This window comes from Corallococcus sp. Z5C101001 (assembly GCF_007352635.1).
Lineage (GTDB): Bacteria > Myxococcota > Myxococcia > Myxococcales > Myxococcaceae > Corallococcus > Corallococcus silvisoli.
This window is the reverse complement of the sequence record NZ_VKLU01000010.1, coordinates 270,611-285,225: the sequence shown is the minus strand read 5'-3', so window position 1 is coordinate 285,225 and position 14,615 is coordinate 270,611. Positions and strand designations below refer to the sequence as shown.

Annotated in this window: 12 protein-coding genes; 7 read left to right on the top strand and 5 right to left on the bottom strand. The window is 73.3% G+C overall.

Going from position 1 to position 14,615, the window contains the following annotated elements; genetic code table 11:
• Positions 1 to 158: 158 nt before the first annotated feature.
• The 5 genes from FOF48_RS23535 (at position 159) to FOF48_RS23515 (ending at position 5,914) form a co-directional block, all read left to right on the top strand.
• Positions 159 to 569 carry a response regulator transcription factor gene (locus FOF48_RS23535; protein ID WP_143905007.1) on the top strand — a complete coding sequence of 137 codons (411 nt, stop codon included), beginning with the start codon at positions 159 to 161 and terminating at the stop codon, positions 567 to 569.
• 154 nt (positions 570 to 723) lie between these two features.
• A complete protein-coding gene (locus tag FOF48_RS23530; RefSeq protein ID WP_143905006.1) occupies positions 724 to 1,113 on the top strand; it encodes a response regulator in 390 nt (129 codons plus the stop codon).
• Between the two features lie 61 nt (positions 1,114 to 1,174).
• Complete coding sequence (locus tag FOF48_RS23525) at positions 1,175 to 3,253, top strand: OmpA family protein (RefSeq protein WP_255442573.1); 2,079 nt, start codon at positions 1,175 to 1,177, stop codon at positions 3,251 to 3,253.
• Positions 3,250 to 4,425: a FecR domain-containing protein gene (locus tag FOF48_RS23520; protein ID WP_255442572.1), complete on the top strand. Its 1,176-nt coding sequence runs from the start codon at positions 3,250 to 3,252 to the stop codon at positions 4,423 to 4,425. The genes FOF48_RS23525 and FOF48_RS23520 overlap by 4 nt, the downstream gene beginning before the upstream one ends.
• 1 nt (position 4,426) lies before the next feature.
• A complete protein-coding gene (locus FOF48_RS23515; RefSeq protein ID WP_143905005.1) occupies positions 4,427 to 5,914 on the top strand; it encodes a CHASE2 domain-containing protein in 1,488 nt (495 codons plus the stop codon).
• Between the two features lie 36 nt (positions 5,915 to 5,950).
• Here the strand turns inward: FOF48_RS23515 and FOF48_RS23510 are convergent, their stop codons facing one another.
• Positions 5,951 to 6,853 carry a ribosomal protein L7/L12 gene (locus FOF48_RS23510; RefSeq protein WP_143905004.1) on the bottom strand — a complete coding sequence of 301 codons (903 nt, stop codon included), beginning with the start codon at positions 6,851 to 6,853 and terminating at the stop codon, positions 5,951 to 5,953.
• 234 nt (positions 6,854 to 7,087) lie between these two features.
• Here FOF48_RS23510 and FOF48_RS23505 point away from each other — a divergent pair, with 234 nt between their 5' ends.
• Both FOF48_RS23505 and FOF48_RS23500 read left to right on the top strand, forming a co-directional pair.
• Positions 7,088 to 8,887, top strand: coding sequence for a diguanylate cyclase domain-containing protein (locus FOF48_RS23505; protein ID WP_143905003.1), 1,800 nt, complete (start codon positions 7,088 to 7,090; stop codon positions 8,885 to 8,887).
• A 171-nt stretch (positions 8,888 to 9,058) separates the two neighbouring features.
• On the top strand, positions 9,059 to 10,090 hold the full coding sequence (locus FOF48_RS23500; protein WP_143905002.1) for an LLM class flavin-dependent oxidoreductase: 1,032 nt from the start codon (positions 9,059 to 9,061) through the stop codon (positions 10,088 to 10,090).
• Here the strand turns inward: FOF48_RS23500 and FOF48_RS23495 are convergent.
• The 4 genes from FOF48_RS23495 to FOF48_RS23480 all read right to left on the bottom strand — a co-directional run bounded on the left by FOF48_RS23495 (position 10,041) and on the right by FOF48_RS23480 (position 14,500).
• Positions 10,041 to 10,547 (bottom strand): DUF6232 family protein, encoded by a 507-nt coding sequence (locus tag FOF48_RS23495; protein ID WP_143905001.1) that lies wholly within the window; start codon positions 10,545 to 10,547, stop codon positions 10,041 to 10,043. The genes FOF48_RS23500 and FOF48_RS23495 overlap by 50 nt on opposite strands.
• Positions 10,540 to 10,905 (bottom strand): DNA-binding response regulator, encoded by a 366-nt coding sequence (locus FOF48_RS23490; RefSeq protein WP_143905000.1) that lies wholly within the window; start codon positions 10,903 to 10,905, stop codon positions 10,540 to 10,542. The genes FOF48_RS23495 and FOF48_RS23490 overlap by 8 nt, the downstream gene beginning before the upstream one ends.
• A 117-nt stretch (positions 10,906 to 11,022) precedes the next feature.
• Positions 11,023 to 12,390: a sigma-54 dependent transcriptional regulator gene (locus tag FOF48_RS23485; protein WP_143904999.1), complete on the bottom strand. Its 1,368-nt coding sequence runs from the start codon at positions 12,388 to 12,390 to the stop codon at positions 11,023 to 11,025.
• On the bottom strand, positions 12,368 to 14,500 hold the full coding sequence (locus tag FOF48_RS23480) for an ATP-binding protein (RefSeq protein WP_143904998.1): 2,133 nt from the start codon (positions 14,498 to 14,500) through the stop codon (positions 12,368 to 12,370). The genes FOF48_RS23485 and FOF48_RS23480 overlap by 23 nt, the downstream gene beginning before the upstream one ends.
• Positions 14,501 to 14,615: the final 115 nt, after the last annotated feature.

Sequence of the window (14,615 nt, the reverse complement as noted above, 5' to 3'; positions counted from 1 at the left end):
ACGCGGGTGATGGGCGGGCGCCGTCCGGATTCCGGAGTCCGGTCCACAAAATGGAAACGCCTCCTCACGCCCGGGCCTGCCCTGCCCTCAATCCCTTGCATTGACTCGGGCTGGCGCGGCACGCCGTGCATGGCACAACCGCTGCACTGTCGCTGTGCATGCACGGCAAAATCCTCCTCCTCGATTCGAAGCCCCCGGTTCGTGGGGCGACGGCGCGTCACCTGACGGCCGCGGGCTTCACCGTCCTCACCGCGCGCACGGACGCGCAGGCGCGGAGCCTGGTGGACACGCATCTGTTCGACGCGGTCCTCATCGACCATCCGTTCGGGCGGCCCGGCCTGGACGAGGGGCTGCGCTTCGCTCGTGATCTGCGGATGCAGGACCCCCGCGTTCCGCTGCTGTTGATGACGGCGCTGCCGCTGGAGGAGGTCCGGGACTCGGCCTGGGCGAGCGGCATCACGAAGCTGTTGCCCAAACCCCAACTGATGCCGGTGCTCATCCTCCACCTGTCCGCGCTCATTCCCGCGGCGGCCAACGAGGACCTGCCGCATCCCGTCCCGATGCGCTAGACACGCGGCCCGCTCGATTCCAGACTCTGGTCCGGATTCCGGAAAATGGATCCGCAAGCTGGACACCTCCGTCGCGCGGACGCGGTTTCGCGGGGCCAAGTCCCTGGAAACACATCCCCGCTTCTCACCGCCGCCCCTGGCCCTGGCCTTGCTCATGCCGCCCCGCGTGCCCCGGAACCTGCTGATCATCGACGACGAGACGGTGCTGTGCTGGGTCCTGGGTCGCTTCTTCTCCAGCGCGGGTTACGCGGTCGACTCGGCCACGGACCTGCACGAGGCGCTGGAGCGCGTGAAGCATGGCCGGTACGACCTGGTCATCAGCGATCTGCGCCTGAGCGGCACGCAGTCCGAGGAAGGGCTGATCATCGCGGAGCGAGTGCGTGAGGCCTCCCCCGACACGCGCATGGTGCTGCTGACGGCGTTCGCGACCCCGGACCTGGGCACCCGCGCCCAGGCGCTGGGCGTGGACCTGGTGCTGAGCAAGCCCCAGCCGCTGCCCGCCCTGGCGGAGCACGTGTCGCAGCTGCTGGAGGCTCCGCGCTAGGCGCCGTGCCTCCGCGCGCCCTCCCCCGGCTTCGCGGGCGCGACGGGCGGGCGAGGAGGGCGTGAGCAATACCCGCGAATGGAAGCGAGGCCTCGCTCCGTTCCTCCCCAACACCGATGGTGACGGGATTCTGGACGGGCTGGATGGGATCATCGACACCGGTGGCGATGGATTCATCGACGCGCGCGACGCCGACGACGACAATGATGGACTCCTGGATGGCGAGGAAGACGTGAACCACGACGGCATCACCCATGCCCCCGAGACCGACCGGCGCGACGACGCCATGGACGCCGACGGCCTGTCCGACGGCCTCGGGGCGAAGGGCGGCACGGATCGGCTGGATGCCGACGATGACTTCACGGTGCTCGGCCGGCGCCGCTCCCTCGTGGGCCGGGCGCTGACGGTGGCGGTGGCGGTGGGGCTGACGCTGGGTGCCGCGACGCGGGCGGAGGCCCAGGCCTCGGTGTCGCAGGCCATCGACGTGCAGCAGTACAAGCCGGGTCCGGGCGCGTATGACGTGCTCGGGCTGAACAGCGCCCGCGTCGCGCCGCACCTGACGTGGAACGTGGGCGCGTCGCTCAACTACTCGCACCAGCCGCTCAACTTCTATGACCCGCGTGAGGACACCTTCGTCTATCGCATCGTGGCGCGGCAGGTGTCCCTGGACCTGATGGGGGCGGTGTCCCTCTTCGAGCGGCTGGAGGTGGGCCTGGTGCTGCCCCTGACGGTGACGGGCTCGGAGCCCGCGGCCGCGGTGTCGGAGCAGTTCGCGAGCGGCGTGGGCAAGACGGGACTGGGCGACCTGCGGGTGGTGCCCAAGCTGGCCCTGCTGTCGGAGGGCGCGCTGAACCTGGCGGTGCTCGCCCCCTTCACCCTGCCCACGGGCGGCGCGGACCACTTCCTGGGCGCGAGCGGGCTCACCTTCCAGCCCCGCGTGGCCGGTGAGTGGGCCACGCCGTCGCTGCGGCTGCTCGCGAACGTGGGCATCAACCTGCGCAAGACGGAGCAGCTGCGCAACCTGCGCGTGGGCAACGAGCTGGCGTTCGGCGTGGGCGCCGAGGTGCCCATCACCCAGGCGCTGTCCGCCCAGGCCACCCTCAAGGGCGCGATGGGCCTGAAGGAGGCCGACACGGAGGAGATCCCCCTGGAGGTGCTGGGCGCGGTGAAGTACCGCTTCGCCCAGGGGTTCGCCGCGAACGTAGGCGCGGGGCCGGGCCTGACGCGCGGCTATGGCACGCCCACCTTCCGCGTCCTCGCGGGGCTGACGTACACGCCGGGAGGCACGAAGGCCCCGGTGGCCGCGGCGCCCCCGTGCGCGCTGGGCCCCGAGGACTTCGATGGGTTCCAGGACGACGACGGCTGCCTGGATCCGGACGACGACAACGACGGCATCCCCGACGTGAACGACATCTGCCCCACCGAGCCGGAGACGGTGAACGGCTACCGCGACGAGGACGGCTGCCCGGACACGCTGCCGGAGTCGATGACGGCCAACGGCGCCCCGCCGGCCCCGCTCGCCCTGGCGCCCGCTCCAGCGGACATGGACGGCGACGGCATCCCGGACACCGAGGACCGGTGCCCGATGGTGGCGGAGGACCTGGACGGCTTCGAGGACGAGGATGGCTGCCCGGATCCGGACAACGACCAGGACGGCATCCCGGACGACAAGGACCTGTGCCCGCTGGAGGCGGAGGTCATCAACGGCGTGAAGGACGAGGACGGGTGCCCGGATCAGGGCGAGTCGAAGGTGCGCCTGGAGAGCTCGCGCATCGTCATCCTCGACAAGGTGTACTTCGCCACCAACAAGGACGTCATCCTGCCCAAGTCCTTCGGGCTGCTGGCGCAGGTGGCCTCCATCCTGCGCACCCACCCGGAGCTGGAGCGGGTGCGCGTGGAGGGCCACACGGACAGCCAGGGCGACGACGCGAAGAACCTGGACCTGTCGCAGCGGCGCGCCAACCACGTGCGCGACTGGCTGATGAAGAGCGGCATCGCGGGGCAGCGCCTGGAGGCGGTGGGCCATGGCGAGACGAAGCCGGTGGACACCAACGCCACCGCGGCCGGACGCGAGAACAACCGCCGCGTGGAGTTCAACATCGTGAAGACCGCCGGTTCGGCGGAAGGAGGGTCGCCGTGAGGACCCCGGGCGCCCCGCTGCTGCTCTCCCTGATGCTGTGCACCGTTCCCGCGGCGGGCTTCGCGGAGGAGGACACCGCCTGCGGCGGCCTGACGTTCGACGATGGGAGGATGATCACGGGCCTCCGACTGGAGCCCCGGGGCGCCCGGACGGAGGCGTGCCTGCGCGAGGTGGCGGAGGCCGTGAAGGCACGCCCCGCCATCCGGAGCATCACCGTGGCCGCGAAGCTGCCGGACGCGGAGCGGTTGGACGGCCAGGGCCTGGCGGTGGCGAAGGCGGCGGCGGAGGTGCTGGTGTCCGCGGGCATCCCCCGCACGCGGGTGTCCTTCGTTGCGCCCATGAACGAGCCCCGCGCCCCGGGCCAGCTGCAGCTGGCGTACGTGGAGCGTCCGGCCCAGCCGGCGGTGGCCAGGGTGCGCACGGCCAGCGGCCCGGTGACGGCCCGCCTGGGCGAGGCGGAGCCCCGGCCGCGCGTGGCGGGTGACTCGCTGTATTCGGGGGAGCTCGTGGCGACGGGCGACACCGGCCGCGCGGAGCTGGCGCTGGCGGATGGCAGCAACCTGTTCCTGTCGCCCCAAAGCGCGGTGCGCCTGGGCACGCTGGAGCTGACGGCCGAGCGCCAGCGCAAGGTGCTCCTGGACCTGGTGAAGGGCACGGTGGAGACGGAGGCGGCGCCGGGCGGGACGGGCTCCACCTTCGAGGTGCGCACGCGCGGCGCGGTGGCCGGGGTGCGCGGCACGCGCTTCCGCGTCTCCCAGCAGGAGGACGGCACCAGCCGCGTGGAGACGCTGGAGGGCAAGGTGGCCCTGGGCGCGGAGAGGGGCTCCGTGGACGTGGGCGCGGGCTTTGGTTCGCGCGCGAAGCCGGCCGAGGCACCGGAAGCGCCCCGCGCGCTCCTGGCGGCCCCGGCGCTGGAGCGGCCGCGCGGCGGCATCTACCCCAAGGCGCCCGCGCTCGTCTGGAAGGCGGTCCCCGGGGCGAAGGTGTACCGCGTGGAGCTGGCGGGGACGGCGGACTTCGCGGGCGACGTGCGGGTCCAGGAGACGGCCACGCCCACCCTGGACGCGTCGGCGACGGGTCCGGGCAAATGGTTCTGGAGGGTGCTGGCGGTGGACGCCGACGGCTTCGTAGGCTACCCCTCCCGAATCTTCAGCTTCGACGTCCCTGGATGAGATGACGCTGCCTACCCGCGCTCCCCGGTCCTCGCTGTCCTCGCCCGCGGTGCTGCGGGGGCTCGGCGTGGGCGTGGGGCTGCTGCTCGCCGTCGTCACGGCGGTGACAGGGGGAGCGCCGGGCCCGGGCGAGCGGGCCCTGTACGACGTCGCGGTGAGCCGGCTGTTGCCGCCGCTGCCCACCACGGCGGACCTGGTGCTGGTGGAGGTGGACGACCGCGCGCTCGCGGCGCTCGGCGAGCGCTGGCCGCTGTCGCGCGCCACCTGGGCCCGGGCCTTCCAGGCGCTGGCGGCGCACCGTCCCAACGCGGTGGTGGTGGACATCCTCTTCGACCAACCGGAGTCGCGCGACGCGCTGGACCTGGGCGAGGACGTGCTGGAGCGGCTGCGCGCGTCGGGGCTCACGCGGACGCCCGAGGGCGCGGCGCTGGCCACGGACCTGGAAGCCCGGCTGCACGCGCAGGACGGGGATGCGCGCCTCGCGGAGGCGTTCTCCGGCCTGGGCCGCGTCATCCTGGGCAGCATGGCCCTGGCCGAGGACGCGGGGCCCCTGCCCGGTGAAGGCAATCCGCTCACCGCGGTGCCCCTGCGCGCGGACCGGCTGCGGCTGGAGGCGAAGGGGTTGTCCACGAACCTGTCCGCGCTGCGGCTGGCGGCCTGGGGCAGTGGGACGCTGAACGTGCTGCTGGACGCGGACGGCGTCATCCGGCGCTATCCCTACGCGGTGGGGGTGGGCGGAAAGGCGTGGCCGTCGCTCGCGCTGGCGACCGCGCTGCGCCTGTGGCCGGAGCGTTCGGAGGCGCTGCTGCGCGTGGCGTCCACCGACGATGGCGCCCCCCTGATGCGGTTGCCCGCGCCGGACTGGCTGCCGCGCGTGAGCCTGGCGGACGTGCTGGCGGCGGGGCCGTCCTCGGTGGGGTTGGACCTGGCGCTGCGGGAGAAGACCGTCTTCGTGGGCGTCACCGCCACGGGCTTGCACGGCCAGAGCACCCTGCCCGGCCAGCTCGCCGTGCCGGGCGTGGAGATCCACGCCTTCGCGATGGACAACCTGCGCACCGGCCGGGTGCTGCGCGCCACGGGCGGCGCGGCGCTCGTGGGCATGGGCGAGACGGCCCTGGTGCTGGGCCTGCTCCTGTGGCGGCGGGGGCGCGCGCGAAGCCTGGGCCGGGTGGTGGGACAGTCCGCGGTGATCCTGGTCGCTCACGTGGCGTTCGTGGCGTGGCTGGCGGCGGACATCGGCTGGGTGGTGCCGCTCCTGCCCGGCGTCGTGGGACTGGTCCTGGTGACGCTCGCGGAGGCCGTCGTGCGGACGGGAGACCTTCAGCGCCAGAGCGGCGCCCTCAAGCGCCTGTTCGGCCGCTTTCCGACCCAACCCGGCGCGCCCACACTCAAGGGAACGGACACCGGAGCGGGCCCGGGCGACACGGATGCGCCGGATGCGCCGGATGCGGCGGCCGCGCGGTCCGGGACCGACGGGCCCCGGCGCTAGGGGCGGGCCAGCGGCACGGGCTCGCCGAAACGCGCGCTATGCCTTCGCGTCCTCCTCATGGGCGAGTCGCCGGACCTCGGAGACGCGCTGGAAGGCCAGTTCCTGGATGAACCGCGCCATTTGCTTCAGGTGCTCGGGAAACGCCGTGCCCAGGAGGGCCGTCAAATCCTCGAAGTGCTCCAGCTCGCGCAGGATCTCCGCGCTCAGCAAGCGCTGCGTCACGTCGTCAGGCGCGCACAACGCCAGGAGCGCGTGCAGGTTGTCCCGGGATGCGCGACCGCGCCGTGAGAATGGCAGCCACGCAGCGCCCCCGCGATAGGGCTTGTTGCCAGCCCACCAGGCATGGAGGCGCAGCTCCCGCTCCTCGTCGGGTCGCGGTGCCAGACCTTCCGCGATGGCCTCCAGGTACCCCGCCTCATCTGGCGCCTCGATCCAGGGCGCGGACCTCCATTCGGCGGGGATCGTGGCTCGTTGGAACCCGGTCGCCTCCTGCCTCAGCACCACCCGGGCCCCCAGATCCTCGAAGCGGGCAGCGAACTCCCTGGCTTCGCCCGGGCTGAAGTACCGCCCGAGTTCCACTGGCAGCCTGTCCATCCGCTGCTTCACCTCCTGGAGATTCACGCCGCTCGCTCTCCGGACCAGATGCATGACCTCGACCCGGCGCTTCCCGACAGCCTCCAGCGTGACGATGGTGACGAACTCAGGGGACTCCAGGAAGGGTGAAGGAATCTCTCCCAGCTCCCTGGCCCTACTGACCCAGAAGAGACGCTGGCAGGCCCCACACCGAGAGACGCGAGGCGGCAGCGGCAGCATCGGCATGTCGCACCAGCCATCCGTCCAGACCACGGCACCGAAGGTATTGCTCGAGAGCAGCGAGGGCTGCCTGAGGGGCGCCTCGCACATCGGGCATGCAACGACGATGTCGGGACCGGGCATCATGGAGGTAGACCTCCGACGCTACCGCGCGAGACCTCGAGGCACCACGGGCCCCCCAACCGCCAGGCACTCAACCGGCAGGGGCGCCGCGGCCCTCGTGCGCCGCGGACGGCTCGTACGGAGGCCGCGGGATTCCCACACGTGTCCCCACGTCCGGCCCCTGGGCCCGGCAGCGCGTGTCCCCACGCAAGGCCGAGTACACGGACGGGGCAGGCGTGGCACCATGCTCCGACCGCCATGCCACGCTACGCACTCATCGCCGAACCGGATTCCCACCGCGCCACGGGGCTGCTCGCGCTGGCGCAACAGGAGGGCCTGGAGGGCGTGGTCGCTCGGGATGGCGCGGAGGCCCAGGAGTTCGTGCGCAAGCGCGGCGCCCCCACCCTGCTGTTGACGGACCTGGCGCTCCCGAGAGTGGATGGCTTCGCGCTGCTCGCGTGGCTGCGGGGCCGCCCGGACGCGAGCGGCACGACGGTGGTGGTGGTGACGGCCTTCGACGAGCTGCGCGTGCGCGCGTGGCAGCTCAAGGACACCCTGGGCATCCACGCCCTGCTCAGCCGGCGCTCCGGCCCGGAGGCGATGCGCGACGGCGTGCGGCGCGCGCTCGCCGGACAGCTCGCGGGCAGTGGCCTGCTGGAGCCCAGCTCCGACGAGGAGAAGCGGCGCCTCCAGCGCATCGACGAGCTGAGGCTCGTGGACGCGGGGCCTCCCGACACGGAGCTTCAGGAGCTGGTCTCGGAGGTGGCGCAGGCCTTCGGCGTCCCGGTCGCGCTGCTGACCCTGGTGCTGGGCGACCGCCAGTGGTTCAAGGCGCACGTGGGCCTGCCCGCCGCGCTCGCCCGCGACCGGGGCACCCCGCGCGACTGGTCCTTCTGCCACCACGTGGTGCAGGGCCGCGAAGCCATGGTGGTGCCGGACGCCACCCGCCACCCCGTGTTCCGCGACAACCCGCTGGTGCGCGACGGCATCGTCGGAAGCTACGCCGGCGCGCCGCTCGTCACCGCCAGCGGCGATGTGCTGGGCTCGCTGTGCGTCATCGACACGCGGCCCCTGATGCTCGGCCCGGAGGACCTGGCGGCGCTGCGCGAGCTGGCCGGCCGCGTGGCGGAGAACCTGGAGCACACCACCGGAGGCAGGCGGGGGCGCTCCGCCGCGCCGCGCCCCCAGGGCTCCCTGGAACCGGTCCTCACCGAGGCCTCCGCCCTGGCGCTCGTGCGCGAAGCCGTGCGCGCCCTGGACGTACCGGTCCTGGTGGTGGCCCCGGACCGCCAGCCCTTCGCCGCCAACGCGGCCCTGGCGGAGCTGCTGGGCCTGCCGGAGGAGCGCCTGTCCGGGATGGCCTACGACGCCCTGTGCCAGCACGTCGCCAACCTGAGCACGGATCCCGGCGGCACGCTCCGGCAGCTGGACCTGGCGGCGGAGGGCTCCCGAGGCCTGCACCTCACCCTCACCCTGGAGCGGCCCCGGCACCGGGCGGTGCGCTGGGTGGCGCGCCCCTTCCTGGTGCCCGGCGGCGTCGCGCAGTTGCTGTCCTTGATCGACCTGGGCGTCGACACCGACCCGAGGGGCCAGCGCGAACGGCTCCTGCGCCAGGACGCGCTCACGGGCCTGGACACCCGGCGCGTGGGCGAGGAACGACTGGCCAAGGAGATCGGCCGCTGCCGCCGCGAGGACCTGCCCATCAGCCTGGTGCTGGTGGACCTGGTGGGCCTGGGCGACCTCAACCGCACGCGCGGCTTCGACGCGGGCGACGGGGCCCTGCGGGAGCTGGCCCGCCGCGCGGACGCGCTGTGCCCCCCGCCGGGCTTCGCGGTGCGCTGGAACGGAGACACCTTCCTGCTCGCGCTGCCCGGCGCGGATGCGGTGGGCGCGGAGGCCGTGCGCCAGCAGCTGCACGCCGTGCCCGGCCTGCCCGAGCTCGCCTCCACCGCCGTCACGGTGCGCGGCGAGGAGGATCCCCACGGCACGCTGGCCCGGGCCCACGCCGCGCTCGCCCGCTCGAAGCCAGAGCGGCCCCCGGGCCCGCCGGGCGCCTGAGCGCCAGGGGCAAGCCTGGCTGATGGATGGGGTGGGGCCCGCCTGGGGAGGCCCGGGAGGCCCCGGGGCCTCAATGGCGTGAAAACCCGGGGGGCCCCGGCTATCGAAGGGCCTCTCTCCCGCCTTGCGCGCGCATCTTCCGAGCCCTCCCGGGGCTCAGGGGTCCCGACGATGATTCCCTTCTCCGTACTCGACCTGTCTCCCGTCATCGCGGGAGGCGACCCCGGACAGGCCCTCCGGTGCACCTTGGATCTGGCCCGCCACGCGGAGGCCTGGAACTACCAGCGCTACTGGCTGGCCGAGCACCACAACATGACGGGCATCGCCAGCGCGGCCACGTCCGTCGTCATCGGGCACGTCGCGGGGGGCACGTCCAAGATTCGCGTGGGCGCGGGCGGCATCATGCTCCCCAACCACGCGCCGCTGGTCATCGCGGAGCAGTTCGGCACCCTGGAGACGCTCTACCCCGGCCGCATCGACCTGGGCCTCGGCCGTGCGCCAGGCACCGACCCGCGGACCTCCGCCGCCCTGCGCCGCGGGCTGATGGGCGCGGACTCGTTCCCCCAGGACGTGGTGGAGCTGCAGAACTACTTCAAGGACCCCACGCCGGGGCAGGCCGTGCGCGCGGTGCCGGGCGCGGGCCTCCACGTGCCGCTGTGGCTGCTGGGCTCCAGCACCTTCAGCGCGCAGCTGGCCGCGGCCATGGGCCTGCCCTTCGCCTTCGCGTCGCACTTCGCGCCCGCGCAGATGATGAGCGCGCTGCACCTGTACCGCACGCAGTTCCGCCCGTCGGACGTGCTCCAGAAGCCGTACGCGATGATTGGCGTCAACGTCTTCGCGGCGGACTCGGACAAGGAAGGCCAGCGCCTCTTCACCTCCCTGCTCCAGGCCTTCATCAACCTGCGCCGGGGCCGCCCGGGCCCGCTCCTGCCGCCGGTGGACAGCCTGGACGGTCAGCTCAATGAGATGGAGCTGGCGGAGATCGAGCACATGCTCGCGTGCACCGTGGTGGGCTCGCCCGACAGCGTGCGCGACGGCCTCCAGTCCCTCATCGAGCAGACCGGGGCCGACGAGCTGATGATCACCGCGCAGATCCACGACCACGCCGCGCGGCTGCGCTCCTTCGAGATCGTCGCGAAGGTGCGCGACGGCCTCAAGGCTGGGGACGCGCCGCCCGCACCGTCCCCGCAAGCCTCGCGATGAGCTGCGCGTCGCGGCTGCCGAAGACGCGCCGCGCGCCGCCGGGCAGGCCCAGCACCAGGTAGTGCATGTCCTCCACCAGGAGCAGCGCGGCCATGGAGGCGAAGAAGCCCAGCGCGGTGAAGACGAGCCCCGCCTCGTAGGCACCGCGCATCGCCGTGACGCTGACGGACAGCCAGGACAACAGGGGCAGCCCCACCACGGCGCCCAGGCCCACCACGAGCAGGTAGGGCCACACCTTCGGCGTGCGGCGCACGGTCTCCACCTGGAGCACGTCGCGCAGCGCCCAGGTCCGGCCACCCACGACGAGCCGCTCACGGGTGACGCGGACCTGGCCCTCCTGGAACAGCACGGGCTCCGCCGCGTCCGCCGTCTCCAGGGGAGCCACGGGCCGGCGCTCGACTTCACGGCGGGGGACGACGGGGTGCAACACGGTGACGGCGGCCATTGGTTCACCCATGGGTGGTCTCCAACGAGGGAAAGTGCGAGCGCAGCAGGTCGCGCAGCTCATCGAGCGGACGGCCCAGCGCGAAACATGCCCGGGCCCCCTGACACAGGGCGCGTGACACCAGGCGCTCGTCCGCGAAGGGAAGGAGGATGACCACCGGCGCGGCGGAGGCACAGGCCCGCGCGCGGGTCAGCACCGGGAGGATGGCCTCTCCGCGCTCCACGTGCGCCAGCACCAGGTCCGGCCGGGCCGCGTCCGCCGCGTCCAGGAACAGGGCGATGCCCAGGTCGCCCAGCACGTCCGCCAGCAGCGATGCCAGGGACTCATCCGCACCGAGCAGCAGGGCCCGGGTTGTGCGCAGGGACGCCACGCTCCCACGTCACAGCAAGCAACATGCCGGAGCCACCGTCCCGGGGGACGGTGGGAGTGGTCACCGGTGGACCGTGGCAATCCGCCATCACCCCATGGCGGATTGCCAGACCGCGGTTCAGCGCTCCCGCTCGCGACGATGGATGGTGGACACATCGATGCCCAGGAGTTCAGCGGCGCGGGTCTTGTTCCCCCCGCAGTGCTGGACCATCCAGTGGATGTACTCCCCCTCCAGCTTGCGCAGGGTCCACACCCCTTCCTGGGCCTGGCTGAGGGGATTCGCCGGCCCCTCGGGCACCGGCGCGTGGGGGCGCAGGTCCTCCAGCCCCACCGTCTCCCGCGGCACCAGCACCACCAGCCGCTCCACCAGGTTCTCCAGCTCGCGCACGTTGCCCGGCCAGGGCATGGCGCCCAGCGCCGCCACCACCTCCGGAGACAGCGCCGTCACGCGGGAGCGCGGGTTGCGCGCGCGGGAGCGGGCGGTGAAGTGCTCCACCAGCTGCGGGATGTCCTCCCCCCGCTCCTTCAGCGAAGGCACCCGCAGCGTGACGACGTTGAGCCGGTAGAACAGGTCCGCCCGGAAGCGCCCCTCCCGCACCCGCGCCTCCAGGTCCTGGTGCGTCGCCGCCACCACGCGCACATCCACCGTGCGGCTGGCGTCCGAGCCCACCGCCCGCACCTCGCCGTCCTCCAGCACGCGCAGCAGCCGCGCCTGGAGCTCCGTGGGCATGTCCCCAATCTCGTCCAGGAACAACGTCCCGCCGTGCGCCTCCACGAACAGGCCGCGCCGGACGGAGGTCGCCCCGGTGAAGGCCCCCTTCACGTGGCCGAACAGCTCGCTCTCCAGCAGCGGCCCCGGCAGCGCCGTGCAGTTGACGGCCACGAAGGGCCCGGAGGCGCGCGGGCCCTCGACGTGCAGCGCGCGGGCCACCAGCTCCTTGCCGGTGCCGCTCTCGCCCCGGAGCAGCACCGGCGCCGCCGCGTGCGCCACCCGGTCGATGAGCTCGTACAGCGCGCGCATGGGCGCGCTCCGGCCCACCAGCGCGCCCAGCCCCGAGCGCTCCTGCGACGCCTGCTTCAGCGCCCGGTGCTCCGCCCGGAGCCTCCGGTCCTCCAGCGCGCGGCCCAGGTACAGCCGCACCTCGTCCAGGCGGAAGGGCTTGGTGAAGTAGTGGTACGCGCCCCGGCGCATCGCCTCCACGGCGCTCTCCACGCCGCCGAAGGCCGTCATCAGCAGCACCGGCAGCTCCGGGTCCACCGCGCGAGCCGCGCCCAGCACGTCCAGCCCGTCCACCTTCTCCATGCGCAGGTCGGTCAGCACCGCGTCGTACACGCGGGAGCGCAGGAGCGTCAGCGCCTCCTCGCCGCCCGTCGCCAGGTCCACCGTCCAGCCCGCGTCCACGAGCGGCTCCTGGAGCATGCGCCCCATCTCCACGTGGTCGTCGACGACCAGGATGCGGGCCTCAGCCGGCGCGTTGCTCGACATGTCGCTCCTCCGGCACGGCGCGGGCCACCGGCCACAGCACGGTGACGCGGGTGCCCTGCCCCGGCGTGCTCTCCAGCTCCACCCGCCCGCCGTGGTTGCGCACGACGTGGGCCACCATCGTCAAGCCCAGCCCCGTGCCCTGCCCGCGCTTCTTCGTGGTGAAGAACGGGTCGAACACCTGGTTGATGCGCTCCTTCGGGATCCCGCACCCGTCGTCGCGCACCGTGAGCGCGACCAGCCCCCACGCGCCCTCCTCCGGCCCGGCCAGCGCGGAGGCGGACACCTCCACCCGGCCCCCCTCGCGGCACGCGTCGCACGCGTTGAGCGTCAGGTTGAGCAACACCTGCTGGAGCTGATCCGCGTCCGCCGCCAGCGCGGGCACCGACTCCGGCACGTCCAGCGTCAGCGTCACCTGGCGCCGCTCCGCCTCCACGCGCAAGAGCTCATGCAGGGCCGTGGCGAGCGGCCCCAGCGCCACCGGCCGCACCATCGCCGGCTGCAAGCGCGAGAAGTCCAGGAGCTGGCGCAGCGTGCGGCTCACCCGGTCGATCTGCTCGACGATGACGCCCAGGCCCGGGCCCTGCGGGTGCGCGGGGCCCAGCTTCCCCTGCACGTACTCCGCCCGGCCGCGCACCACGCCCAGCGGCGTTCCAATCTCATGCGCGATGCCCGCCGCCAGCACGCCCACGGTGGCCAGCTTCTCCGCGCGCAGCAGCTTCGTCTCCAGCGCGCGCACGTCGCTCAGGTCCTCCACCACCAGGAGCACGCGCGCCTCCTCCTTGGGGTCCTCCACCGTCAGGGGCACCGCGTGCAGGTTGTACGTGCCCTCCTCCCCGAAGAGCGCCAGCGGTTCGCCCAGCAGGCTCAGCGTCCGGTCCTCCCGGCCCGCGGACGCGACCAGCGCGTCGAGCCGCTCCACCACCGGCGCCGGAGCCCCGGGGAACGCGGCCAGCAACGGCGCGCCGGTGACGTTGCCGGGCACGCGCGCGCGAAGCGCCTCGTTGACGGCGCTGATCCGCCCGTCCGCCGTCAGCGCGAGGACGCCCGTGGGCAGGTGGTCGAGGATCTTCCGCGTCCGGTCGTGGAGCGCCGCCAGCCGGGCCGCGTGCCGCCGGCTCTCCTGGAGCGCCACCGCGCGCCGCCGCGCCAGCACCACGTACACCGCGAAGGCCACCAGGAAGAACGCCACCAGCGCGCCCGCGCCCAACAGCCGCACCACCAGCGACTGCTCATGCGAGCGCAGCGTCGCGGTCGAGACCAGCGCCGCCACCGCCCAGTGACTTCCGCCGCGCATGCGGATGGGCGTGTAGACGGCCACCACCTCCGCGCGCCCCAGCCCCAGCCGCTCCGCCTCGTGCTCGGACAGGGGCAGCATCCCGCGCGCCCCGGCCTTCAGCCTCGTGACGAGGAAGGCGAAGGCGGGCACGCCCGCGTCCTTCTGCCCCACGCGGCCGAACCACTCCGCCAGGCCCGGGTCGCTCGCGGGCGTGGGCTGCCCGTGCGTGCCCACGAGCAGCATCCGCGCCTCCAGGTCGGAGGTGACGATGCGCAGCGGCGCGAAGAAGGTCTCCGTGTCCACCAGCACCGCCACCGCGCCCTCCGGCTTGCCGTCCGTCGCGGGCAGCGCCGTGGCCAGGATGCGCAGCCACCCGCCGTTGGCCGCGTCCAGGATGGGCGACGTGGTGACGTCGCCGGGAGGCCGCAAGAGGGCCCGCCGCGCCGTCCCCGCCATCTCCGCCACCAGCCCCTCGCGCGACACCGGCGTCTCCGGCTTGCGGTCGAACAGGAGCAGCCGCTCCGCGCCCTCGCCGTCGTAGGCCGCGATGGCCTTGTACTGCCCCACCGCCTCCAGCAACGCGCGTAGCTCGCGCCGGTGCTCCGCCAGGCTCCCGGGCTGGGACATCAGCTCCCCGGCGAAGCGCAGGTTGCGGCCCACCTCCTCCAGCGAGTCCGTGACGCCGCCCACGGCCTCGTCCAGCTGCTTCTGCCGGTCCCCCGCGAACTGCTCCACCAGGGCCGTCCGGCTGCGCTTCACCAGCGTCCACACCCCCACCCCCACGCTCGCCAGGGCGGCGCACAGCAGGAGGATGGGCAGGAGCGTGGACCGCATGGGTGGCCCACAACCTAACCCGGCAAGGGGTCCCAAGTCCTTGTTTCCAGGACCTTTTGTCTCACCCGCCCTCCAGTACGTGACCATTGACGAACCGCGTCGGGCAGTGCTACCT